At 69.9% G+C, this 22,892-nt stretch carries 26 protein-coding genes; 14 read left to right on the forward strand and 12 right to left on the reverse strand.

Translation table 11 applies throughout. The annotated features are described in order from the left end of the window. Nucleotides 1-14: 14 nt before the first annotated feature. The 3 genes from ACZ4XD_RS03065 to ACZ4XD_RS03075 are packed head-to-tail and all read left to right on the forward strand — an operon-like array spanning nucleotide 15 to nucleotide 2,850. A complete protein-coding gene (locus ACZ4XD_RS03065) occupies nucleotides 15-1,157 on the forward strand; it encodes an ABC transporter permease (protein WP_468037780.1) in 1,143 nt (380 codons plus the stop codon). Then, nucleotides 1,154-2,434 carry an ABC transporter permease gene (locus tag ACZ4XD_RS03070; RefSeq protein ID WP_468037606.1) on the forward strand — a complete coding sequence of 427 codons (1,281 nt, stop codon included), beginning with the start codon at nucleotides 1,154-1,156 and terminating at the stop codon, nucleotides 2,432-2,434. Before ACZ4XD_RS03065 ends, ACZ4XD_RS03070 begins: the two co-directional genes overlap by 4 nt. Then, nucleotides 2,431-2,850, forward strand: a complete 420-nt coding sequence (locus ACZ4XD_RS03075) for a cytidine deaminase (protein WP_468037608.1) — start codon at nucleotides 2,431-2,433, stop codon at nucleotides 2,848-2,850. Before ACZ4XD_RS03070 ends, ACZ4XD_RS03075 begins: the two co-directional genes overlap by 4 nt. A gap of 125 nt (nucleotides 2,851-2,975) precedes the next feature. On the opposite strand, the gene ACZ4XD_RS03080 is transcribed toward ACZ4XD_RS03075, so the two are convergent. The 3 genes from ACZ4XD_RS03080 to ACZ4XD_RS03090 all read right to left on the reverse strand — a co-directional run bounded on the left by ACZ4XD_RS03080 (nucleotide 2,976) and on the right by ACZ4XD_RS03090 (nucleotide 4,870). Next, complete coding sequence (locus ACZ4XD_RS03080) at nucleotides 2,976-3,422, reverse strand: GNAT family N-acetyltransferase (protein WP_468037610.1); 447 nt, start codon at nucleotides 3,420-3,422, stop codon at nucleotides 2,976-2,978. 156 nt (nucleotides 3,423-3,578) lie between these two features. Then, nucleotides 3,579-4,637, reverse strand: coding sequence for a cytochrome P450 (locus ACZ4XD_RS03085; protein WP_468037612.1), 1,059 nt, complete (start codon nucleotides 4,635-4,637; stop codon nucleotides 3,579-3,581). Between the two features lie 77 nt (nucleotides 4,638-4,714). Then, nucleotides 4,715-4,870, reverse strand: coding sequence for a tryptorubin family RiPP precursor (locus ACZ4XD_RS03090; RefSeq protein WP_468037614.1), 156 nt, complete (start codon nucleotides 4,868-4,870; stop codon nucleotides 4,715-4,717). A gap of 265 nt (nucleotides 4,871-5,135) precedes the next feature. On the opposite strand from ACZ4XD_RS03090, the gene cutA (ACZ4XD_RS03095) reads away from it, so the two are divergent. Beyond that, nucleotides 5,136-5,357 (forward strand): divalent cation tolerance protein CutA, encoded by a 222-nt coding sequence (cutA, locus tag ACZ4XD_RS03095; protein ID WP_468037616.1) that lies wholly within the window; start codon nucleotides 5,136-5,138, stop codon nucleotides 5,355-5,357. Between the two features lie 26 nt (nucleotides 5,358-5,383). Then, nucleotides 5,384-5,707: a divalent-cation tolerance protein CutA gene (gene cutA, locus ACZ4XD_RS03100; RefSeq protein WP_468037618.1), complete on the forward strand. Its 324-nt coding sequence runs from the start codon at nucleotides 5,384-5,386 to the stop codon at nucleotides 5,705-5,707. 2 nt (nucleotides 5,708-5,709) lie between these two features. Here the strand turns inward: cutA (ACZ4XD_RS03100) and ACZ4XD_RS03105 are convergent, their stop codons facing one another. Further along, complete coding sequence (locus tag ACZ4XD_RS03105) at nucleotides 5,710-6,957, reverse strand: XRE family transcriptional regulator (RefSeq protein ID WP_468037620.1); 1,248 nt, start codon at nucleotides 6,955-6,957, stop codon at nucleotides 5,710-5,712. 388 nt (nucleotides 6,958-7,345) lie between these two features. Here ACZ4XD_RS03105 and ACZ4XD_RS03110 point away from each other — a divergent pair, with 388 nt between their 5' ends. The 4 genes from ACZ4XD_RS03110 to ACZ4XD_RS03125 all read left to right on the forward strand — a co-directional run bounded on the left by ACZ4XD_RS03110 (nucleotide 7,346) and on the right by ACZ4XD_RS03125 (nucleotide 11,073). Further along, a complete protein-coding gene (locus ACZ4XD_RS03110) occupies nucleotides 7,346-7,726 on the forward strand; it encodes a hypothetical protein (protein ID WP_468037621.1) in 381 nt (126 codons plus the stop codon). A gap of 242 nt (nucleotides 7,727-7,968) precedes the next feature. After that, a complete protein-coding gene (locus ACZ4XD_RS03115; protein ID WP_468037623.1) occupies nucleotides 7,969-8,925 on the forward strand; it encodes a S41 family peptidase in 957 nt (318 codons plus the stop codon). A gap of 152 nt (nucleotides 8,926-9,077) precedes the next feature. Then, on the forward strand, nucleotides 9,078-10,355 hold the full coding sequence (locus ACZ4XD_RS03120; RefSeq protein ID WP_468037625.1) for a thymidine phosphorylase: 1,278 nt from the start codon (nucleotides 9,078-9,080) through the stop codon (nucleotides 10,353-10,355). Between the two features lie 325 nt (nucleotides 10,356-10,680). Continuing rightward, a complete protein-coding gene (locus ACZ4XD_RS03125) occupies nucleotides 10,681-11,073 on the forward strand; it encodes a Uma2 family endonuclease (protein WP_468037782.1) in 393 nt (130 codons plus the stop codon). A 60-nt stretch (nucleotides 11,074-11,133) separates the two neighbouring features. Here the strand turns inward: ACZ4XD_RS03125 and ACZ4XD_RS03130 are convergent, their stop codons facing one another. Further along, entirely contained in the window at nucleotides 11,134-12,450 is a 1,317-nt protein-coding gene (locus ACZ4XD_RS03130) for an MFS transporter (RefSeq protein WP_468037627.1), read from the reverse strand. Between the two features lie 35 nt (nucleotides 12,451-12,485). On the opposite strand from ACZ4XD_RS03130, the gene ACZ4XD_RS03135 reads away from it, so the two are divergent. After that, nucleotides 12,486-13,529 carry a LysR family transcriptional regulator gene (locus ACZ4XD_RS03135; protein ID WP_468037629.1) on the forward strand — a complete coding sequence of 348 codons (1,044 nt, stop codon included), beginning with the start codon at nucleotides 12,486-12,488 and terminating at the stop codon, nucleotides 13,527-13,529. A gap of 166 nt (nucleotides 13,530-13,695) precedes the next feature. Here ACZ4XD_RS03135 and ACZ4XD_RS03140 read toward each other — a convergent pair whose 3' ends face one another. Further along, the gene (locus tag ACZ4XD_RS03140; RefSeq protein ID WP_468037631.1) at nucleotides 13,696-14,511 is read right to left on the reverse strand and encodes an alpha/beta hydrolase; all 816 of its coding nucleotides are present in this window, start codon (nucleotides 14,509-14,511) and stop codon (nucleotides 13,696-13,698) included. A gap of 103 nt (nucleotides 14,512-14,614) precedes the next feature. On the opposite strand from ACZ4XD_RS03140, the gene ACZ4XD_RS03145 reads away from it, so the two are divergent. Beyond that, the gene (locus tag ACZ4XD_RS03145; RefSeq protein WP_468037633.1) at nucleotides 14,615-15,775 is read left to right on the forward strand and encodes an adenosine deaminase; all 1,161 of its coding nucleotides are present in this window, start codon (nucleotides 14,615-14,617) and stop codon (nucleotides 15,773-15,775) included. Nucleotides 15,776-15,916: 141 nt separating this feature from the next. After that, nucleotides 15,917-16,192: a hypothetical protein gene (locus ACZ4XD_RS03150; RefSeq protein ID WP_468037635.1), complete on the forward strand. Its 276-nt coding sequence runs from the start codon at nucleotides 15,917-15,919 to the stop codon at nucleotides 16,190-16,192. A 148-nt stretch (nucleotides 16,193-16,340) separates the two neighbouring features. Here ACZ4XD_RS03150 and ACZ4XD_RS03155 read toward each other — a convergent pair whose 3' ends face one another. The 5 genes from ACZ4XD_RS03155 to afsQ1 form a co-directional block, all read right to left on the reverse strand. Further along, nucleotides 16,341-16,553: a PspC domain-containing protein gene (locus tag ACZ4XD_RS03155; protein ID WP_468037637.1), complete on the reverse strand. Its 213-nt coding sequence runs from the start codon at nucleotides 16,551-16,553 to the stop codon at nucleotides 16,341-16,343. Nucleotides 16,554-16,597: 44 nt separating this feature from the next. Next, nucleotides 16,598-17,113 carry a VanZ family protein gene (locus ACZ4XD_RS03160; RefSeq protein WP_468037784.1) on the reverse strand — a complete coding sequence of 172 codons (516 nt, stop codon included), beginning with the start codon at nucleotides 17,111-17,113 and terminating at the stop codon, nucleotides 16,598-16,600. 105 nt (nucleotides 17,114-17,218) lie between these two features. Next, nucleotides 17,219-17,845: a hypothetical protein gene (locus ACZ4XD_RS03165; protein ID WP_468037639.1), complete on the reverse strand. Its 627-nt coding sequence runs from the start codon at nucleotides 17,843-17,845 to the stop codon at nucleotides 17,219-17,221. After that, nucleotides 17,842-19,644 carry an ATP-binding protein gene (locus ACZ4XD_RS03170; protein ID WP_468037641.1) on the reverse strand — a complete coding sequence of 601 codons (1,803 nt, stop codon included), beginning with the start codon at nucleotides 19,642-19,644 and terminating at the stop codon, nucleotides 17,842-17,844. The genes ACZ4XD_RS03165 and ACZ4XD_RS03170 overlap by 4 nt, the downstream gene beginning before the upstream one ends. Continuing rightward, nucleotides 19,641-20,318, reverse strand: a complete 678-nt coding sequence (afsQ1, locus tag ACZ4XD_RS03175) for a two-component system response regulator AfsQ1 (RefSeq protein ID WP_026169550.1) — start codon at nucleotides 20,316-20,318, stop codon at nucleotides 19,641-19,643. The genes ACZ4XD_RS03170 and afsQ1 overlap by 4 nt, the downstream gene beginning before the upstream one ends. Nucleotides 20,319-20,544: 226 nt before the next feature. On the opposite strand from afsQ1, the gene ACZ4XD_RS03180 reads away from it, so the two are divergent. Then, on the forward strand, nucleotides 20,545-21,342 hold the full coding sequence (locus tag ACZ4XD_RS03180) for a SigE family RNA polymerase sigma factor (protein ID WP_251084176.1): 798 nt from the start codon (nucleotides 20,545-20,547) through the stop codon (nucleotides 21,340-21,342). Between the two features lie 236 nt (nucleotides 21,343-21,578). Here ACZ4XD_RS03180 and ACZ4XD_RS03185 read toward each other — a convergent pair whose 3' ends face one another. Continuing rightward, entirely contained in the window at nucleotides 21,579-22,223 is a 645-nt protein-coding gene (locus ACZ4XD_RS03185) for an ATP-binding protein (RefSeq protein WP_468037643.1), read from the reverse strand. 157 nt (nucleotides 22,224-22,380) lie between these two features. On the opposite strand from ACZ4XD_RS03185, the gene ACZ4XD_RS03190 reads away from it, so the two are divergent. Then, the gene (locus ACZ4XD_RS03190; RefSeq protein WP_468037645.1) at nucleotides 22,381-22,782 is read left to right on the forward strand and encodes a hypothetical protein; all 402 of its coding nucleotides are present in this window, start codon (nucleotides 22,381-22,383) and stop codon (nucleotides 22,780-22,782) included. The last annotated feature ends 110 nt before the right edge of the window (nucleotides 22,783-22,892 follow it).

Raw genomic sequence — 22,892 nt, forward strand, 5'->3', positions numbered from 1 at the left:
CCAAGAACCCCACCGTGGACGCCATCGCCAAGAGCGCCACCCGCGACAAGGTGATCCTGGCGATCGCCGCGCCCGTCCTGGCCATCGTCGCCGCGATAGTGATCTCGTCCCTGGTGTTCCTCGCCTCGGGCGAGAACCCCTTCCGGGCCTACGCGATCATGGCCGATTACGGCCACTACAGCGACAGCCAGGTCTGGATCATCAACAAGGCGGTGCCGTACTACCTTTCGGCGCTGGCGGTCGCCATCGGCTTCCGCATGAACCTCTTCAACATCGGCGTCGACGGCCAGTACCGCCTCGCGGCCTTCGCCGCCGCGGCCGTGGGCGGCGCCATCGCCCTCCCCGGCGCGCTCCAGATCATCCTGCTCATCGTCATCGCGATGCTGGTGGGCGCCATCTGGTCGGGCATCGCGGGTCTGCTGAAGACCACCCGCGGCGTCAGCGAGGTGATCACTACGATCATGCTGAACGCCATCGCCGCGTCGATCATCGGCTACTTCCTCCAGGACGGCCGCCTCGCCATCAAGGACGGCAACCTCCTGCACACCAAGTTCCTGCCGGAGTCCAGCCACTTCTTCTCCTTCCCGACCCACCCCAAGCCGGTCTACGGCTTCGTGGTGATCGCGGTCCTGGCCGGGGCGCTCTACTGGTTCGGGATCAACCGCACCCGCTTCGGCTTCGACCTGCGCGCCGTGGGCGCCTCCGAGCCGGCCGCCGAGGCCAGCGGCGTCAGCGTCAAGCGCATGGTGCTGTGCAGCATGCTGCTGTCGGGCGCCGCGGCCGGTCTGGTCGGTATGCCCACCCTGCTCGGCGAGTCCTTCCAGTACGGCACGGACTTCCCGGCCGGTATCGGCTTCACCGGTATCGCCATCGCGCTGCTCGGCCGCAACCACCCCATCGGCATGGCCTTCGGTGCCCTGCTGTGGGCGTTCCTCGACCGCACCGGCTCCCGGCTGGAGTTCGAGGGCTACGCCCAGGAGATCGTCGGCGTCATGCAGGGCGTCATCGTCCTCTGCGTGGTCATCGCCTACGAGATCGTGCGCCGCTACGGGCTGAGCCTTCAGCAGCGCAAGGTCGGCGAGGAGCTGGCCGCCCTGTCCCGCACGAACAACGCCGACAAGTCTGACAAGAGCGGCAAGCCGGAGGTGTCGGCGTGAGTACGGACCTCAAGACCGCGACGAAGCTCGCGGTCCCCGGGAAGGGGGGCCGGCGCAAGCTGACCTACCCCTGGATCCTGCTGATCATCGCCATCGGCCTGGTCGCCGTCTCCGTCCTCCGGGCCGTCACCGGCACCGCGGACCTCACCTCCACCGGCCAGTTCGGCGCCGCACTGAGCGCCGCCGTGCCGATCGGCCTGGCGGGTCTGGGCGGACTGTGGTCCGAGCGGGCCGGCGTGGTCAACATCGGCCTCGAAGGCATGATGATGCTCGGCTCGTTCGCGGCCGGCTGGGTCGGCTGGCAGCACGGCCCCTGGGCGGCGGCAGCGGCCGGCGTCATCGGCGGCGCGCTCGGCGGCCTCATCCACGCCATCGCCACCGTCACCTTCGGCGTCGACCACATCGTCTCCGGTGTCGCGGTCAACATCCTGGCGCTCGGTGCCACCCAGTACCTGGCCACGCTGTGGTTCGGCCAGGAGGGCAGCGCGGCCATGCTGGCCGGCGGCAACGACAAGCAGTCGCCGCCGATGCCCGACATGCCGACGTTCACCGTCCCCGGCCTGTCGGACGCGCTGAACACCCTGGAGGGCCACCACTGGTTCCTGGTCTCCGACGTCGCCGGCATCCTCGGCGCCGCGGTCACCAACGTCTCCTGGCTGACCCTGCTCACCGTCGCCCTGTTCATCGGCACCTTCTACGTACTCTGGCGCTCCTCGTTCGGACTGCGGCTGCGCTCCTGCGGCGAGGCCCCGATCTCGGCCGAGACCCTGGGCGTCAACGTCTACTCGTACAAGTACGCGGCGGTGCTGGTCTCCGGCGCCCTGGCCGGCCTCGGCGGTGCCTTCCTCTCCATCGGGGTGCACTTCTTCCAGGACGGCCAGACCGGCGGCCGTGGCTACATCGGTCTCGCCACGATGATCTTCGGCAACTGGCGGCCGGGCGGCGTCGCGATGGGCGCGGGCCTGTTCGGCTTCATGGACGCCATGCAGCTGCGCAGCGGCGGCCCGACCGTCCACGCACTGCTGCTGGGCCTGGCCGCCCTCCTCGCGGTGCTCGCCCTGCTCCGGCTGCGCGCCCTCAAGCGCACCCAGGCCGTGGTCGCCGGCATAGCCGCCGCCGTCCTGGTCATCTGGTACTTCCTGGCCGACACCGTTCCGCTGGAACTGGTCGAGGCGAGCCCGTACATCGCCACCCTGCTGGTACTCGCCCTCTTCTCCCAGCGGCTGCGGCCGCCGAAGGCGAACGGCAAGCCCTACCGCCGAGGACAAGGCACATGACACCACCGGTGCCGGTCGACTGGACCGCACTGCGCGCGCAGGCCCGGGACGCGATGTCCCGGGCCTACGCCCCGTATTCCGGCTACCCCGTAGGCGCCGCCGCCCTCGTGGACGACGGCCGCACCATCACCGGCTGCAACGTCGAGAACGCCTCCTACGGCCTCGCCCTCTGCGCCGAATGCGGCCTGATCTCCGCCCTGTTCGCGGGCCGCCCCGACAGCGCCGGCCCCACCCCCCGCCTGACCGCCTTCACCTGCGTCGACGGCGCGGGCGACCTGCTCGTCCCTTGCGGCCGCTGCCGCCAACTGCTGTGGGAACACGGCGGGCCGGAGCTCCTGGTGGACACGGCGGCAGGCATCCGACCGCTGTCGGAACTGCTGCCGGATGCGTTCGGGCCGGGACATTTGAGGGGGTGAGGGGGCGGGCTGAGGGGCTTCGCACGGTACGGCTCCGCGCGGTACGGCTCAGCGCGGGTACGGCATGGAGCCGCGAGCGTCCGGCAAGCGGCTCCACCCCCGCCACCCACCCCCCGCCAGGAGCGTCAGAACCGGTCAAGGCGCAAGTCGATCCACGGAATGCTGTCCCCCGGCAGCAGATACCGCTCGGTCTCGACAAACCCGTGCTTCCGCGCGAACCGCAGCCCGTCCTCGTTGGAGGACAGGACCACGGTCTCGATCACCTCGGCGCCCAGCTCCCGCGCCCGGCTGAGCCCGCGCGCGTACAGCTCCTCCCCGAACCCCTGACCACGATGAGCTTCCAGCACGCGGGCGATCACGGTCACCGTCAGCGTGCCCTCGGCAGGCGGCCGCACCGTGCTGCATCCGATGAGTTCGTCACCGGCGTACGCGACCTCCAAGTGGTGACGCTGTGCCCGCTCCCGCACCTCCTCCAGCGAAAGAAGATGGGTCGGGATGATCACGTTGTGGACGTACTGCCAGTCCTTGAGGGCAGCATCGCCATCCGGCTGCTGAATACGAAGATCAGACATCGCAGCAGAAGACCCGAGTCCCTTCCGCACGTCAACTCCGTTTGCCACGCCGCCGAACGTCTGTGGCAGCCGCATGAAGGGGCCGGGCGGGCACCTGGGTTACTGAGGTCGAACTCGTGTCATCGCGGCCGTTCACGTGGGACGGATGGTCAGCCGTCACGGTCGAGCCATCGGGCGGGTCATCTGTACTTCGGACACTTCGAGCAAACCGTCGAGTTCGACCTTCCCCCTGGTCTGGCCCGGACTCACCACCAGTCCGTCCCGGCGCACGATGTCCAGGAGCCGTTCGGCCAGGGGGAGGACCATATGCCGGCCCCAGCATCGTTCGCTGACGTGGCCGAAGGGGAGATATCCGGGGTGGTTGTCCCCGTCCAGCTCTTCCCAGCGGTCGGGATGAAACGCGTCGGGTTCGTCCCAGAGCTTGGGGTCGCGGTGGCTCAGCAGGGGAAGCAGCAGGACATCGTCTTTCGGGCCGAGCTGTGCGTCCACGTCCGAGAACTCCGGAGAAGCCATGCGCAAGATGTTCCATGAGGGGGGAAGCAGCCGGAGTGCCTCAAGGAGGATGTTCCGATTCGATACGTCATCGCTGAACGGAGCCCCGAGCCACAGGGCGTTGGTGACCAGCGCGGATACGGTGAAGCACACCGGTGCTGCCACCCGCCGATACAGGTACATGGCATAGCGCCGGTCAGCGTAGGTCTTGGAATCGAGCACGAGAGCGGCAAGTTTTGACAGCGGCACGCCCTGCCCGGGCCTGCCCAGCAAAGCGGCACCGGAGGCGACGGCCGACCAGGTCAGTTTCGGTGTCAACTCCAGCCTGCGGTCGACCAGAACCCGGAATCGCAGACGTTCGTTTCCGAAAACGAGATTCCGCAGGTAAACGTGCGCCACATGCGGCCAGCGGCCGGTCAGGTCGACCGCCTCATCGAGGGGACGTTGCAGCGCGTTCCGTACGTCCGAGCCCACGGCTTGCATAAAGGTGGAAGCATCCGTACGGGTAACGATCCGTCCCTGGACGGGTTTGAAGGTGGGCCTCTCCTCCGCGTTGGCCGGCCTGCTACGGAGTAAGCTGTCCATCAGTTCGGCGTCGGATATACCGATCGTGTCGGGCTCCAGACGGAAAAGCGATGCACCACGATAGCGGCTTAACAGTTCGTCGATTCTCGGCGCGAACTCGATGACCCGACCGCTCTCGCCGACGCGGTGCACAGGCATAGATGAACTCCGTGGGTAGGCAGCTCGCGCCGGCCAGAATTCCTGACCGACGCGAGCCCGGCAGGGAAACTGTCCAGTTAAATCCAGCCGTACCAGGCGTATGCCTTGAGACTCTTTTCCGGGCGGAACTTCTTGACGATGCGAACGAGTTTCATGAGCACCTCCATCTGCATGGCGAACGAGATACCTACTCGACGGCAGAAGATATAGCGACCGGTCAGAATTCCCGGCATTCAGTTCAACTGCCTCAACTGTCATGGAAAGTGAAGACCTGTCCGGTGAATGTGTCAAGTGATCCACATCACTACCTGAATTGCCTCATTCGCGTTTCGAATTCATCCATATTCACATCTCGGCAAATCACCACTAATCCATCTATTGACACCCAATACGGGCGTCAGAAGGGGGCGGATGGCGCCGAATGCGGTGGTTTAGCCACGCATTGCGTGACATGAACATGTTCTGTGGGGCGGTCGAAGGCTTCCGGTCACTGCTCCGGTGCGGTGGCTCTCCCGCACGGAAAACCGTGAAGCGGCGGTGAAGCTGGCGCAGTCGGTCGTCTCGGCACGGCTCGCAGCCGGGGCGCAGACCGTCGGCCCGGCGGGGTCGGTGTGCCGGCACCAGGGCGAATTCGGCTCGGGCGAGGAAGGGCAACTCGTCCTCAGGGCCGGGCCAGTCCTAGTATCTTGGCCACTGCGGGTAGTTCGCGGTCAGACCTGATGCCACTTCGCCACTACAGTCGCCGCATGACTGACTTTCTTCAGGTGTCCACGGCAACGGAGAATCGCGAAGCGGCGGTGAAGCTGGCGCAGTTGGTCGTCTCGGCACGGCTCGCAGCCGGGGCGCAGATCGTCGGGCCGGTCGGGTCGGTGTTCTGGCATCAGGGCGAGTTCGGCTCGGGCGAGGAGTGGCAACTCGTCCTCAAGGTCCGCGCAGACCGGTACGACGAGGTCGAGGCGCATTTGCTCAAGCACCACCCCTGGCAAAACCCGGAAGTCTCCGCAGTTCCGATCGTTGCCGGGGCGAATGCGTATCTGCACTGGCTGGAGACGACCACGGCACCGGACTGACGTCAGGCCCGTGCCAGTTCCAGCACCTCGGCCACTGCGGGCAGTTCGCGATGAGAGCTGAGTCTGCGCAGGGTCGGTTCGATGCGTTGGCGTGGGCGCACGGACGCCACACCGGCCGAGAGTTCCAGGGAGTGTCGGGCGGTGCTTGCCGCTTGCTTGACTTCTCCGGCAGACATGTATGAGTCCGCGAGCCAAGAAAGGTAGAGGCTCTTATCGCGGGCATGGGTGTCCTCGTACTTGGCCAGGGCGTCCTCCAGTACGGGCACAGCGCGGAGCGGGCGGCGCAGCTCTGTCCAGCAGCGACCAGCCATGATCTGAAGTTCGTTGCGGTCGACCCATGCCGCCCAATCCGGTTGCAGCATCCCGTCGAGTTCGTCGAGTGCAGTTTCCGCATCGTTGAGAGCTTGTTCCGTCCCGTGCACCTGCCCTGCGACGGCGTAAGCCCAGGCAAGTCGTTCATGCAGCAGCGCACGTACGCCAGGTGGAGCGTCGGGACCAGCAGTGCGGCATGCAGTGAGGGCGGTCTCGATTCCTGCTTCCCGGTCTCCACCGATCTTCTGATAGGAGAGGAAGGCCAACGCGTTGCCTGCGAGGGCGGTATCTCCAGCCTGGGTGGCAGCTTGGTAGCTCTCTAGGTACAGGCTGTGGGCATCGGCGTGGTTGCCACTGTCGAATGCGGCCCACCCGGCCTGTTGAGCCTGTTCGGCGAGCACCGAGAGGAGGGCGAGACCCGTCTTCTCGTCGTACTCGCAGTCTCGGATCAGGCGTTTGGTGGCCAGTTGCTCGCCGAGATAGACGCGGTAGGTGTCACCCCCACCCAGAACGTCGTCAAGGCGTCGCAGGCGTGCCGTGCGCCTGCGCAGCTGGTCGGGGACGGCGCCGCCGATCCGTCGGCTGATGCTGATCTGGCTGAACTCTGGCAGACCGACAGCCAAACCAGCGCCAGTCGATGCCTTGAAGAATTCCCTACGCCGCACTGTGTCTTCTCCGTCCTGGCTCTCGGTGAGGGTGTGTGCGGACACGACGGGCGGGCGGCCAGGTTGCGCGATTGGCTCCCACATGCGTGGAGCGAGGCCGAGCATGGCACCCGGGATGCGTAGTGCATCTGCGATCTTTGCGATTTTTCCAAAGCTCGTGACGCTGCCGTGCCCGCGCGCCAGAGCGCCAACTCGTTCGGGTTTGATATCGCACTCAGCCGCAATCTTTGAATAGCTGATTCCGGCCTCGCTACGTGCGAATCGGAAGACCATGCCGAAATCGTGAGCCGCAATCGCGGCTCTCACGTCGTCCCGGCTCAGTAAGTCTCGTGGTAACGCTGTAGCCGGTTGGTAAGCCGTCATAGAGGGTCCCGTCGCGCCTGCTGGTGACAGTGTGCCGCAATGGTCTGGCCGGCAGCCTACCCATGATGGGGATACCCATGGATGGGAAGACGACTGCTTGCCACGGCACGACAGTTGTGGCGAAGGGATCGCCGCGACCGTATTGGGACGGCCCGGGGGAGCGGCCAACCTGAGGAAAACAGGTCGACATGCCGAACTCTATCGCTCGCATCTTCGAACCACTGTTTCGGTTGTTAAATTCCAGGTCGGGGCGTCATCGTGCCTCGCGATGGATGCACGGTCTGGAGGCGGCAGGCTGATGAGTCCAAACAACACCGCGCGGCTCCTGCCCTGGTCGAGCCCCGACGGGAAGCCGTGCTTCCTCGTAGGCGACGGGACAGGCTACGTATCCCGGCTCGCCGACGAGGTGGAGGAGGCGCAGCTCGACGCCGCCGCCGAACTCGGCGAGGAGGCGCACCGCATCCTCGCGGGCCGGGCGTGGACACCCGGCGAAATCCACCTTCTGGCCCTGGAATTGGCCACCTCCCTCGCCGACGTACGCCGGGTCGCGGAGAGCAGAGGCGCGCGCCTGCCCGTGTCGGATGACGATGACGGCCCCAGGGCCGATGGCGGTCACGGTGACCAGGACATCAACGACGAGGGCAGCAGGCTACGGCTTCCGGCGGAGGCATTCGGATGAGCCGGGCGCGGCGTGCGGGCATGCCGTCGCGGCTGTGCGCAGGGCGGAGGAGGCCAGGGTCGGTACGTGACTCGGCGGAAGCCGTACCCGCTGCGTGAGCCACCCCGGCCCATCCATCGTCCGCCGAGTGCGCCCCGGGGGACCGGCACCGCGCTAAACCCGGTGCCTGCCCTGCCCGGACGTTGCTAGCTTCGACGCGTCGGAGACCGTGGGATCTTGTCCGAAACAGGGGTGCTGGCGACATGTCCGTAGCAACTCCGTCCGGGGAAACGTCACCGGTACGCGACTACCTGGACGCGGTCCTGGACCTGCTGGAGGAACACGCGCTCAACCGCGACCGGATGGACTGGGCGCGGGTACGGCGCGAAGCGGAGGCGCGGATCGCGGACGCGACCGCGACGGCACAGACCTATGGGGTCATTGACGCTGTGCTCGACCTGCTCGGGGATCCGCACACCTTCTTCCTCCGCCCTCAGGACGCCGAGGAGATGCGCGCCCAGGAAGCCGCGTCGGCCGAGCCCATGCCCACCGGGCGTCTGATCGACGGGGGTTTCGCGTACCTCACTGTCCCGGAGGCCGAGGGGGTCACGGAGGCCGAGAGGCGGTACATACGAGCAGGGGCCGTCGCCGTGCGCGACCTGAACCGTCACCAGCCGACCGGCTGGGTCGTGGACCTGCGCGGCAATACTGGCGGCTCGATGTACCCCATGCTCACAGTGCTCGCTCCGTTGCTCGGGCACGGCCACCTGGGATCCTTCGTCGACGCCGCGGGCGAGGTGTCCGGACGCTGGCTGCTCCGGGACGGTGTGGTGTACGTGGGCGACGAGCCGCTCTCGGCGACCCCTCACCCGTATCGGCTGGGCGAACCCGAGCCGCCCGTCGCGGTCCTCACCGACGGAAGGACCATGAGCGCCGGGGAAGCCACCCTCATCGCGTTCCTCGGCATGCCGCGGGTACGGACCTTCGGGGCGCCCACTGCCGGACTGGCGACCGGGAACGTCGCCATCGACCTGACCGATGGCGCCGTTCTCGTTCTCACCGTGGCCCGCGAGGCCGATCGGACCGGCCGTCTCTACGGCAACGCTCCCATCGCTCCGGACCAGCACACGCCCGGGGATGCCGATGCGCTCACCGACGCCGTGGCGTGGCTACGGTCCGTCCGGTCCCCGTCCCAAGGGGCGAGCCGGGCGAACGGATGAGACGGATGAGGCCGTCAGCTGCCGGAGCCGCGGTCTCCGGCCGGTGGGCGGTGCCCAGCGCACCGCCCACCGGCGACTGCCTTCCGGCCCTCCCTGGCCACCCCCGCATCTATGCGTGTAGAACGTACCTACCCGTTCGAAAGGAACCGCCCATGGACGCCATCTCCGTCATCCGCACCAAGCGCGACCGCGGTGAGCTGACCCCCGATCAGATCGACTGGGTCATCGACGCCTACACGCGTGGCGAGGTCGCTCACGAGCAGATGTCGTCCCTGGCGATGGCGATCTTCCTCAACGGCATGAACCGCACGGAGATCGCCCGCTGGACGGCCGCGATGATCGCCTCCGGCGAGCGCATGGACTTCTCGTCTCTTCCCCGCCCCACCGCCGACAAGCACTCCACCGGCGGCGTCGGCGACAAGATCACCCTCCCGCTCGCCCCGCTCGTCGCCGCCTGCGGCGCGGCCGTCCCGCAGCTCTCCGGCCGGGGCCTGGGCCACACCGGCGGCACCCTCGACAAGCTCGAAGCCATCCCCGGCTGGCGCGCGACGCTCTCCAACGAGGAGATGCTGAACGTGCTCCGCGACGTCGGCTCGGTCATCTGCGCCGCCGGTGACGGCCTCGCGCCCGCCGACAAGAAGCTCTACGCGCTCCGCGATGTCACCGGCACCGTCGAGTCGATCCCCCTCATCGCCTCCTCGATCATGTCCAAGAAGATCGCCGAGGGCACCGGCTCCCTCGTCCTGGACGTCAAGGTCGGCTCCGGGGCCTTCATGAAGGACCTCGACAACGCCCGCGAACTGGCCTCCACCATGGTCGAGTTGGGTAACGACCACGGGGTGCGGACGGTCGCCCTGCTCACGGACATGGCCACCCCGCTCGGTCTCACCGCCGGCAACGCCCTCGAAGTCCGGGAATCCGTCGAGGTGTTGGCCGGTGGCGGCCCGCAGGACGTCGTCGAGCTGACCCTCGCGCTGGCCCGCGAAATGCTGGACGCGGCCGGTCTCAAGGACGCCGACCCGGCCAAGGCGCTGGCCGACGGCTCGGCCATGGACCACTGGCGCCGCATGATCAGCGCCCAGGGCGGCGACCCCGACGCGGCCCTCCCCGTGGCCCGCGAACAGCATGTCGTCACCGCCGCCTCCTCCGGCATCCTCACCACCCTCGACGCCTACGCCGTCGGCCTCGCCGCCTGGCGCCTGGGCGCCGGCCGCGCCCGTAAGGAGGACCCGGTCCAGGCCGGCGCGGGCGTCGAACTCCACGCCAAGCCGGGCGACACCGTCAGCGCGGGCCAGCCCCTGCTGACCCTGCACACCGACACCCCGGAGAAGTTCCCCTACGCCCTGGAGGCCCTCGACGGCGGCGTGCTCGTCGGCCCCGAGGACGCGGAGTTCGCCGCCACTCCGGTGGTGCTGGAACGTATCGGCTGACCTGGGCCCGCGGCCGGAGGCCGCTGATGACACGGCTCGGATGGGTGAACGGGATCGGTGCACCGGCGCCGGTCCCGTTCGGCGTGGTGCAGTCGGGTGTGTGCCGAAGAGGAGGAGCCAGCCGTGATCGCACTTACCGCCGAGCATTTCCCGCGGGAGGGCTGCGTATGGGAGGCCCTCGTCCGGATCTGGGAGGACACCGAGGCGCCTGAGGGCTGCATGGTGGAGATCATCGACGGCATCGTCACCGTGGCGCCGCCGCGCGATGTCCGGCAGAACGTGATCGCCGCCGAGCTCAGCCGGGCCTTATACCAACAGGCGCTCTCTGAGGACCGAGGCGCCTACCAGAAACTCGCCCTCGTCGTTCCCGGCCGGCAAGGGCCTCTATGTCCCCAACCTCGTCGTGGCCCCCGGTGCCGTGGTCCGAGGCCCCGGACGCTTCATCCCGGCCGCCGCTGCCGAACTGGTCGTCGAGATCACCTCATTGACCTCCGCGGTCCACGACCGGCTCCACAAACCCGCCGGCTACGCCTCCGCAGGCGTACCCCTCTACCTGCTCATCGACCTCTGGTCGCCCGACGGCCCGACTGTCACCCTCCACGGCGAGCCGGATCACACGCGTTACCGCATCCAGCGCGTCACGCCCCTCGGCGAGCCGCTCCATCTCCCCGAGCCGTTCGACATGATCGTCGACACGGCGCCCTTTCACGTCAGTTGACGACGAAGGGCCCGCCCTACCAGGACAGGTGGAGGAGCGGGCCCTTCGGACTGCGGGGCGTTACGCGGCCTTCTCCAGGTGGAGGAGGCGGCGTTCGGCCACGGCCTTGCGGGTGGCGTAGAGGGTGATCGAGGCGGCGCCGAGCATCGCGGCGAGGCCGAGGAGGACGGTGCCCTCCCAGCCGACGGCGTGGAAGGCGGCGGCGCCGAGCGCGCCGCCCAGGCTGCTGCCGACGTAGTACGCGCACTGGTACAGCGCCGATGCCTGCGCGCGCGCCGTCTTGGCGGTGCGGCTGACCGAGGACGAGGCCACCGCATGGCCCGCGAAGAAACCGGCGGTGATCAGGATCAGGCCCGCCAGCACCGCGCCCACCGAAGCGGAGAGCGTCAGCAGCAGACCCGTGGAGGTGGTGCCGACGGCCAGGTACAGGGCGCCGCGGCGGCCCACCCGGGCGACGAGCTGTCCGGCCGCGGCCGAGGAGACCGTGCCGACCAGGTAGACCACGAAGATCGAACCGACGATGCCCTGCGGGAGGTTGAACGGCTCGGAGACCAGGCGGTAGCCGATGACCGTGTAGACCGCGCCGAAGACCGTCATGAACAGCCCGCCGATGGCGTACAGACGGCGCAGCAGGGGGTCGGCGAGGTGGCTGCCGAGCGTACGGGCCAGCGCCCGCGGGCCCACCGAACGGGACACGAAGTGCCGGGCCTTGGGGACCAGCAGCCGGAAGGCCACCGCGCACACCACGGCCAGCACACCCACCGCGGCGAGCGCCGCGCGCCAGCCCCACGCCTGGGCGACCCAGCCGGTCACGATCCGGCCGGACATCCCGCCGATGCTGTTGCCCGCCACGAACAGCCCGATGGCCGCCACCAGCGCCTTGGCCCGTACCTCCTCGGCCAGGAACGCCATCGCCGAGGCCGGCAGCCCGGCCAGCGCGACGCCCTGAACGCCGCGCAGCGCGATCAGCACACCGAGCGACGGGGCGAACGGCACCAGCATCGCGAGCAGCGCGGCCACCGCGAGGGACCACATCATCAGCGTGCGCCGGCCGAAGCGCTCGGAGACCGCGCTCAGCGGGATCACGCCGAGCGCCAGGCCGAAGGTCGCCGCCGACACGGTCCAGCTCGCCTGGTCCGGGCTCACCCCGAGGTCGGCGGAGATCGCGGGCAGCAGCGCCTGCGTGGAGTAGAGGAGGGCGAAGGTGGCCACTCCGGCGGCGAAGAGGGCGAAGCTCATCCGGCGGTAGCCGGGGCCGCCCGGCCGCAGCTTGCCCGCTTCGGGGTCGGGCGCGGCGGTGGAGGAGGAGTCGGGGGACGACTGGGGAGAGGCGGCCGCACGGTCTGTTACGGACGCCCCGGTATCAGCGGGAGGCATGTTTCGAAAGTAGACCTCTGGGTTTCATGCGTCCAATGCATGGAAACGGCATAATCGATGCTGTGGCACATGATCGCAGCTCACAAGGGCCTCTGTTGCAAGGTCGCAACAGAAAAGACACCGCTGGTTCGGGTCGCGCAGTGGTGGACACGGGGGAGGTGGCCGAGCTCGGCGCCGACTCGTGGGCGGTGACGCTCGCCCCGCGGCTCGCCCAGTTCACCGCCGTCGCCCGGCACGAACACGTCACCCGCGCCGCGCAGGAGCTCGGCATGCCGCAGCCGACGCTCAGCCGGGCCATCGTCCGTCTGGAAGAGGACCTCGGCGTCGCTCTCTTCGCCCGGCACGGCCGCACCCTCTCCCTCACCCCGGCCGGCCGCGCCTTTCTCGCCGCCACCGAGCGGGCGTTGACGGACCTGGAGCGGGCGACGGAGTCCGTACGGGCCGATGTCGATCCCGCGGCCGGGAAGGTGGCGTTCGGCTTTCTGCACACCCTCGGCTCGGAGACCGTGCCCGGCCTGATCAGCAGCTTCCGCGCCGACCACCCGCGCGTCCGCTTCCAGCTCGTCCAGAACTACGGCGAGGCGATGATCGAGCGGCTGCGCGCCGGCGACCTCGATCTGTGTCTGACCTCGCCGGTGCCCGACTATCCGGACCTGGTCGCCCGCCGGCTCGACGAGCAGAAGCTGCGCCTGGTCGTGCCGGAGGACCATCCGCTGGCGGCCCGGAAGCGGATCCGGCTCGCGGAGGCCGCCGGCGAGCTGTTCGTGACCCTCGAACCGGGCTACGGGCTGCGCCGGATCACCGACGCGCTGTGTGCCGAGGCGGGCTTCACCCCGCGGGTCGCGTTCGAGGGGGAGGAGGCCGAGACGCTGCGCGGGCTGGTCGCGGCCGGGCTCGGCGTGGCCCTGCTCCCCCCGCCGGCCGTCCCCCGCCCCGGCGTCGCCGAGCTCACCGTGACGGCACCGCGCGCGGTCCGCGAGATCGGCGTCGCCTGGCTCGACGGCCATCCGGACACCCCACCGGTGGCCGCGTTCAAGAAGTTCCTGCTGAGCCGACGGGGGCGGTTGTTGCCCAGGTGAGGGGCCCGCCGGCCGCGAGGTGACGGCGCTGCCTGCTGTGAGGTGACCTTGCCCGCCCGCTACGAGGCGACCCGCCGGCCCGCCGTGAGGTGACGGTGCCCGCCCGCCGTGACGTGGCGGGGCCCGCCCGCCGCGACGTGACGGGTCCGCCGCCTGGCCTCGGCCCTCACTGCCGCAATGACGCCCCGAACCCCGCCGCCAGCGGCATCCGCAGCCCCAGCGGCGGTGGTGCGGCCAGTGCGTCCTTCACCGGCCGCGCGTAGCCGCGGGCGAACAGCGAGCCGAGCAGGAAGTCCGTTGCCAGGGCGAGGACTTCGGCACGGTGCTGATGCAGTGAGTGGCCGTCGGAGTGCACCTCGAAGCGGCAGATGTCGCGGTTGACCTTCTTGGCGCGCTCGGCGTAGCGGTAGGAGAGGTCGGGGTCGGTGCGTTCGTCGTTGGTGCCGTGGACGAGCAGGACCTGGCGGCCGATGAGCTGTTTCACCGGATCGGGCGGCTCGCTGTCCCGGTGCGGGTCGGGTAGCCAAGGGGCGATCGCCAGTACGGAGTTGACGGCCGGATGGCCTGCGGCGTGCAGGGCGGCGCGGGCGCCCATGCCCGTACCGACGAGGCAGACCGGGACATCGCCGTAGCGGCGGACCACCTCCTCCAGGGCCCAGTCCGCGTCCCGCGCCGGATGGGCCGCGGCCCCGTTCCAGCCGTGGCAGCGGTAGCGCACGACATGGGCCGTCAGGCCCTCAGGGCGCCCCGCCTTCGCCAGCCGGACCGCCAGCGGGCGCACCGCCAGTGCCGCCACCGGCGACGGGCGCCGTACCCCGGTCGGTCCGCCGCCGGGCAGTAAAAGCGCGACCCCGCTCACCTCCCGGCCGGTGCCCCGCCCGCCGCCCTTCCACCGGAGCGCTTCACGCGCCCCCTCCTTGCCGGCCGTTCCCAGCGGTTTTCCCAGCCGGGCCTCACGCACCGGCAGTGCTTGCTGAGCCATGTGCAGAACGATGGCAGAAGGTGGCCTGCCGGCCACCCCGCGGACGGGTCACTGTTAGGTATCGTTCGATGAGATCTACGCGCGTAGGGGCTAGAGTGCCGAGATGACGAGCGAGACCACCACCCTGCCGACCAGTGAACAGATCCGCCGCGCCCCCAAGGTGCTGCTCCACGATCACCTCGACGGCGGCCTGCGCCCCGCCACCATCGTCGAGCTGGCCCGTGAGATCGGCTACGAGGGACTGCCCGAAACGGACCCGGAAAAGCTCGGGGTCTGGTTCCGCGAGGCCTGTGACTCCGGCTCGCTGGAGCGCTACCTGGAGACCTTCGCGCACACCTGCGCCGTCATGCAGACCCGCGACGCACTGGTCCGGGTGGCCGCCGAGTGCGCCGAGGACCTGGCCGCCGACGGTGTGGTCTACGCCGAGGTCAGGTACGCGCCCGAGCAGCACCTGGAGCAGGGCCTGACCCTCGAAGAGGTCGTCGAGGCGGTCAACGAGGGCTTCCGCGAGGGCGAGCGGCGGGCCCGCGAGAAGGGCCGGCGCATCCGGGTCGGCGCGCTGCTGACCGCCATGCGGCACGCCGCCCGCGCCCTGGAGATCGCCGAACTCGCCAACCGCTACCGGGACACCGGCGTCGCCGGCTTCGACATCGCGGGCGCCGAAGCCGGCTACCCGCCCACCCGCCACCTCGACGCGTTCGAGTACCTCAAGCGGGAGAACAACCACTTCACCATCCACGCCGGTGAGGCCTTCGGTCTGCCGTCGATCTGGCAGGCCCTGCAGTGGTGCGGCGCCGACCGCCTCGGCCACGGCGTCCGGATCATCGACGACATCGAGGTCGCCGACGACGGCTCGGTCAAGCTCGGCCGGCTCGCCTCGTACGTACGGGACAAGCGCATCCCGCTGGAGATGTGCCCGACCTCCAACCTCCAGACCGGCGCCGCCCCCTCCTACGCCGAGCACCCCATCGGCCTGCTGCGCCGCCTTCAGTTCCGGCTCACGGTCAACACCGACAACCGGCTGATGAGCCACACCAGCATGACCGAGGAATTCGAGCACCTGGTCAAGACATTTCGATACACGCTCGATGACATGCAGTGGTTTACAGTCAATGCGATGAAATCAGCGTTCATTCCTTTCGATGAACGTCTGGCCATGATCAATGACGTCATCAAGCCCGGTTACGCGGAACTCCGGGCCGAATGGCTGTTCCGTCCGGCGGCCGCAACGCCCCCTGCGAACAGCGCTTCTGACTCTGCGTAAGGGATCACGCGAGCCTATAGCGCAACGGCCGGTGGAATGTCCACCGGCCGTTTTTTCTTTCCTCGTGGCTGTTTGCGGCGCCGGTTGCCGCCTCAGTAGGTTGATTTGCCGGTCAAGCCCCCATCACGAGGACGTAATTCGATGAAGCAGGGAACCATCAAGACTCTCGGTACCGTCGCGCTCGGTGCCGCTTTTGTCGTCACCGCCGCGGGCGTCGCCAGCGCGGCCCCGTCGGTCGACGCCGCCGGAGTGCTGAAGAGCCTGCCGGTGAAGGACGCCGCCAAGACGGTCTCCGGGCTCACGAAGTCCAAGCCGGCCGGCAACGACGTCAAGACCAAGCTCAACTCCCAGGGCAACAAGCTGCTGGGCGGCCTGCCGACCAGCGCCGTCACCAAGACCCTCCCCCTGGGTGGCTGATCCCGCCACGCGGCTCGTCCCCTAGGGACACCTTCTGCGCCGTGCCCCGGCCGAACGCCCTCGTGCGTACGGCCGGGGCATCGTCATGTGCCGTCAGGGAACCGGGCGGCGGGTGCCGGGCCGGCCCGCGGGCCGGGCGGCGGGCCGGTCACCAGGCGGCGGCGCCGGTGGCGGCCTTCCCCTCCGAGGGGAGGAGTATCCACAGCGCCAGGTAGACCAGGAACTGCGGGCCGGGCAGCAGACACGACACCACGAACAGCACACGCATCGTCTTCGGCGTCGTACCGAAGCGACGGGCCAGGCCCGCGCACACTCCGGCGATCATTCGGTTGTTGCTGGGGCGGACCAGTGCGGCGGCCATGGCGGCGGCTCCTTTGCGACTCGATGGGGCGTTTGCCCGATGTCTCAAAGGTAGGTCCGGCTGCCGGAGAGAACATCAGCCTGCGGGGCCAGTTCAACCCTGGGGATCCTCGGGGTTACCTCCCCGAGATCCCCGTACTGGCGACGCAGCCGGCGCCGGGCCGCGGGGACGACCGCCAGGTGCGCCAGGGCCACACCAAGGGAGCCGAGCAGCACCGCGTCGATGTCCGGGACCCGGCCGGGTACCCCTGACTGGAGCAGCTCGATGGCCAGCGAGATCATCGCGCCGGCGAACACGGTGCGGGTCAGCGACACCAGCGGCGAAACGTTCAGCCGCCCGGCCGAGAGCGGCAGCAGCACACCCAGCGGCGCCAGCAGCAGCACCGAACCGCCCAGATGCTGCACGGCCTCCCACGACGGGCCGTACGCCAGCTCGGCCCGGATCGTCGCCAGCGGTTCGAGATTCGTGGCGGACACCCAGGGCACCGTGCGGGGACGCAACGTCAGCCAGGCGACGATCAGCAGATGCGCCACAAGGAGAAGAAGTCCGGTGACGCGCATACGGGGAACGGCGGTGGTGCCGGGGCCATGACGCTGCACACAGGCCAGGACGCGCCCGGCGGTGGCTGCGGTTCCGGCCAATTGAGCCCGTCTTGGTGCGCCGGGTCAGTCCTCTTCCGCCAACGGGTCGCCCCACCCGGCGTTCTCCGCTATGTCGGGATTGGCCAGCACATCCGCCGAGCAGTCGTAGCGGTGCGCGGTGGCATCGCCCGGTCCGCCGAGCACGGCCGCGTGCTGCTTGCCCAGCGCCGGGCTCGCGCCGTAGGTGCACACCAGCTGCGCCAGGGCGAACGACGGCAGGTCCTCCGGCCGGATGCTCAGCCGCAGCGTGTCCGCGGCATCGCCCGCCCGCGGCGCCGTGACCTTCAGGTCCTGGGGGAGCGCGGTGCTGAAGCCGGCCCGGTCCTCGTCGGACGACGGCGGCCGCTGGAGCTCCTTCAGCAGCGCACGGGCGGCCGGCAGCCGTGGATCGGTGGTCGCCGAGCCCTTGGGCACCGACACCGCCCGCTCCACCTGGGCCAGCGCCGAGCCGCACACCAGGTAGACGGTGGCCTGGGACCTGCCGGGCGGGTTCGGCGCCGGCTCGCTCGCCGGGGCCTTGCAGCTCACCCGCGAGGGCGCGCCGCCCGCGTCGACCGGTACCGAGGTGCCCCGGATGCCGCAGCCCGCGGCGACGAGCGTGAGCGCCGCCACGGCGGCGGTGCGCCGCCCCGTCCGCCTGATCGGCGTCATCGCCCGTCCTCCGTGCCCTCGTCGGCCGCGCGAGCCGTGCCGCGGTCCCTGCGGTCGCCGTCCGTCAGCGGTGTGGCGTCCATCGGCAGCCGCAGGGTGAAGACCGCGCCGCCCTCGGGGAGGTTGGCCGCGGTGATCTCCCCGCCGTGGATATGTGCGTTCTCCAGCGCGATCGACAGGCCCAGACCGCTGCCCTCCGACCGCGGCCGGGACGCGCTCGCCTTGTAGAAGCGGTCGAAGACATGCGGAAGGACTTCTTCCGGGATGCCGGGGCCGTGATCCCGTACACGGATCACCAGCTCGCCGCCCCCGGGCCGCCCCGTTTCCGACTCCTGGCCGGACCGCTCCGGCCCCTCCTGCTCCGTACCGGCTTCCGGGCCGCCGGACGCGTGGGGCGCGGCCGGACCGCCGGTGACCGCCGTGCTGCCCGTCCTGCCGCCCGCACCGTCACCCGGCACCTCCTCGGTGTGCACCGAGACCCGCACCGGCGAGCCGCCGTGCTTGAGGGCGTTGCCGATCAGATTCGCCAGGATCACATCGAGCCGCCGCGGGTCCAGACGGGCCACGATGCCGCGGTCCGCGTCCAGCTCGACCGCGTCCAGCCAGGCCCGGGCGTCGACACAGGCGGTCACCTGGTCCGCGACATCGACGTCGTCCAGCACCAGCCGGGCCGTCCCCGCGTCGAAGCGGGTGACCTCCATCAGGTTCTCCACGAGATCGTTCAGCCGCCGGGTCTCGCTGACCACCAGCTGCACCGCCGGCGCGATCATCGGGTCGAGGGAGTCCGCCTCCTCCTCCAGCACCTCGGAGACCGCGGTGATCGCGGTCAGCGGCGTCCGCAGCTCGTGCGACATATCGGCGACGAACCGCCGGGACGCCGCCTCGCGCCCGCTCAACTCCTCGACCCGGTGCTCCAGACGCTCCGCCGTGCGGTTGAACGTCCGGGACAGATCCGCCAGTTCGTCCGTACCGGTCACCCGCAGCCGGGTGTCCAGCCGCCCCTCGCCCAGCTGCCGCGCGGCGTGTCCCAGCCGCTGTACGGGCCGCAGCACGGTCGTCGCCGCGGCCTGCGCCAGCAGCGCCGAGCCGACCAGCGCGAGCGCGGTCGCGATCCCCAGCGACCAGGCCAGCGAGTTGAGGTCCTGCCGCTCGGTGGCCAGCGACTTCATCATGTAGCCGGTGGGCCCGCCGCCGATCACCTTCGCCCCGGCGACGAGATAGGGGGCGTCCCCGACCTCCCTGCGCTGCCAGTACAAGTGGTGCGCGTAGCGGTTGGACTCGTCGACCGGGCGCACCTCGTCGACCGCGGTACGCAGCGACAGGGGCACGCTGTTGAGCGTCAGCAGGTTCTTGTTCGTGGTGGCCGCGCAGTCCTTGCCCTCGCGGTCGACCCCGATCAGCAGTACCGCGTAGTCCTGCGGCCCGGCCGCCATCTGCCGCGCCGCGTCCTGGAGTTCGGCACACCGCGGCCGCAGCGGCAGCGACCGCGTGCTGTCCTCCAGCGACTTGCGGAAGTCGTTGAGGACGGCGTTCTGGGTGCGCTCCAGAACGGTGTTGCGGTTGAGCCAGTACGCGATGCCCGACGCCGAGACCGCCGCGGTCAGCGCCACCAGCCCGAAGACCACGACCAGCCGCAGCCGCAGACTGGTCCAGCGCAGCAGCCCCGACGCCCGGCGCAGCCCCCGCAGCACCCGCTGCGTCCGCCGGCCCGCCGCGGGCCCGGACGCGTTCCCGGCTTCGGCGCCCGCGCTGTCGTCCGTGCAGTCGTCCGTCGTATCGGCCGCGGAACGTTCCCTCACTGCGGCGAATCCAGCCGGTAGCCGACGCCACGGACCGTACGGATCAGGGTCGGCGAGGACGGCACGTCCTCCACCTTCGCCCGCAGCCGCTGTACACACGCGTCCACCAGGCGCGAGTCGCCCAGGTAGTCGTGCTCCCACACCAGCCGCAGCAGCTGCTGGCGGGACAGCGCCTGACCGGGCCGGCGGCTCAGCTCCAGCAGCAACCGCAGCTCGGTCGGTGTCAGTTGCAGATCCTCGCCGTTCTTGGTGACCGTCATCGCCGACCGGTCGATCACCAGCGAGCCGAACGTCGCCGAATCACTGGACTCCCGCTCGCCGCGGCGCAGCACGGCCCGGATCCGGGCATCCAGCACCCGCCCCTGGACCGGTTTGACGACATAGTCGTCGGCGCCGGACTCCAGCCCCACCACGACGTCGATGTCGTCGTTACGCGCGGTGAGCAGGATGATGGGCAACTGGTCCGTACGCCTGATCCGCCGGCACACCTCGAAGCCGTCGATGCCCGGCAGCATCACATCCAGCACGATCAGGTCCGGGCGCTGCTCACGCAGCAGCTTCAGGCCGTCCTCGCCCGTCGCCGCGGTCACCACACGGTGACCCTGGCGGGACAGCGAGAGTTCGAGGGCCGTGCGGATGGCGTCGTCGTCCTCGATCAGCAACAGGAAAGGCACGTCAGCCATTCTGGCCCATGGGACGCCGGGACATCGACCAGTGGCGCTCTCGTACACAAGGCCCACCGTGTGAGGCCCCCGCGACGCGCCGCGCAGACGCCTGTGACAGGCCTGTGACAGTCGACGGACAACGCGATGAAACTGGCTTGGCAGTCTTTTGGGCACCGGGAGAGATCAACAACCCGGGACACACCGAACGAGCTGGCTCTACGACGGGGGGCGCGAGATGAACACACTGCACGGCAGCACTTCCAGCGCAGTTATCACGCGACTCCACGATGTCGTCCGGTCCGGCGAGAAGTCCGGTGCCGTACGGGGCTGCACCCGCAGCACCGGGCGTCAGCGGCCGCCCTTCATGGTGGCCATCGACGCGATGACGGTGGAAATCGACCCGGGGCACGGGGGCAAGGCCGCCCACAGGGGAGAAAACGGGGGAAACACCGGGGGAGCGGAGTACGGGGAGGCCACGGGGGAACGGCGTTCCGCGTCGGAGGCGGCCGAGGCCGAAGCGGCCTTCACCGCCTACGTCCAGGAGCGCCGCGCCTCCCTGTACGCCACCGCCTACCACCTGACCGGCGACCGCTACGAGGCCGAGGACCTGCTCCAGAGCGCGCTGTTCTCGACCTACCGGGCGTGGGACCGGATCAGTGACAAGGCGGCGCTCGGCGGCTATCTGCGCCGCACCATGACCAATCTGCACATCAGTGCCTGGCGCCGGCGCAAGCTCAACGAGTACCCGACGGAGGAGCTGCCGGAGACGGCCGCCGACGCCGACGCGATGCGCGGGACCGAGCTGCGCGCCGTGCTGTGGCAGGCGCTGGTCCGGCTGCCCGAGACGCAGCGCACGATGCTGGTGCTGCGCTACTACGAGGGCCGTACGGACCCGGAGATCGCGGACATTCTCAACATCAGTGTCGGCACGGTGAAGTCGAGCATCTGGCGCGCCCTGCGCCGGCTGCGTGAGGACGAGGTCCTCAGCTTCGGCCGTGACGAGGAGGAGTCCTTCGGCGAGCTGGTGGCCTGAGGACGGGGGGAGCCCGGGGGCAGGGGGAACGCCCGAGGGGGAAACGGGGATACGGGGGAACCGGCCGAAGCGGAGTGATCCACGGAGGCCGGGCGTATCGGGGGATACGGGGGGAGTACGGGGGAGCAGGGGGAAGAAAAGAGCGGGTTCGGACGGCCGGGGGGTCTGTCCGAACCCGCTTCTCCGTATCTGCTCGTCGTGTCCGTGCAGGTGCCGTCGCGGCCCCGCCCCGCCCGTCAGGAACGGACGGCCGCGCCCACCGCGTCCGGCGCCCCCGCGGCCGATATACGGGCCAGCGCCTCCGGCTTGGCGCAGGGGTGTGCGCCCAGGGCGGTGTGCCGGGCGACGACCGACCGCTCGGCGCGCAGCAGCCGCAGGCCGCGACGGACGAGATACGGGGCTGACTTGCGGCCCTCGCGCAGATCCCGCGCCAGCCGCCGGCGGAAGGTGGTGGTGGGGCGGCCGCGCAGACACAGCGCGTCGGCCAGCAGCCCGGCGGCCCGGCAGTCCCCGATGACCTCGGCCGCGAAGATGCCCTCCGCGATGAACAGCGGGGCGCCGCCGAGGTCGAGCCCCGACGCGCCGACCCGGGCGCTGGTCGCGATGTCGTACACCGGGACATCGGCGCGCCCCGTACGGCACAGTGCGCCGATGGCCGCGAGGGCGGCACCGGCGTCCCAGGACAGCGGTGCGTCCCAGTCGGCGCCGCCGCCGTCGGGCAGTTGCGGCAGTGTCGGGTCCGTCCCCTCCTTGTAGAAGTCGTCGAGATTGAGGACGGGGAGGCCGCTGCGGGCGGCCAGGGACGTCTTGCCGGAACCCGAGGGGCCGGTCAGCAGAACGACCCGGGCGGCGGTCGGCCGGGTGGTGGTGTGGGAGCTCACGGGCACCCATTGTCGCGTATTGCGCCGTGTGGGGTACCCCTGGCGCGCGAGGTGGATCGACTCCCGCCCCTCAACTACGCTACGCAGTCAATTGATTACCCGATTGCGCTGTCTCGCACAGCACTTCGAACCCCTTCGATCCACAGGCAGGTGGCACATGCCCTCCCATGCGCGTCCCAAGCCCAGCCGTGTTCCGCGCGCCTTGCTGCGGGCGGGACTGGTGATCTCCGCCGCCGGTGCGGCGCTCGCGGCGGGCGGTGCTGCGACGGCGAGCGCGGCGCCCGCCGCCTCGGACCTCGCCACCGACACCGGTGCCGCGGCCTCCGGACTGACCGGCGCCCTGCTGCACTCCGCGGCCGGCGGCCTCGGCCCGGTCAAGAACCTCAAGCTGGACCCGCTGGCCAACACCTCCGTCGACCCGCTCGCCAACGCCGTGAGCACCCAGATCGCCGACTTCAAGCCGGTGGGCACCACCCTGCTGACCGGCGCCCTTTCGAACGGCGCCGCGCTCAAGGACCTGCCGCTGGTCGGGCAGGTGACGAGGGTGCTGCCGGGGTGACGGGGCCCCGTTGAGGCGTTCGGCGACATGGCCGGCTCCGCGTGCCGGTGCCACAACAGTGCGGGGCCCCGCCACGAAGGAGAGGCCCCGCACTGTCGTTCCGCGGACGC

The organism is Streptomyces sp. NPDC029466 (assembly GCF_055574515.1).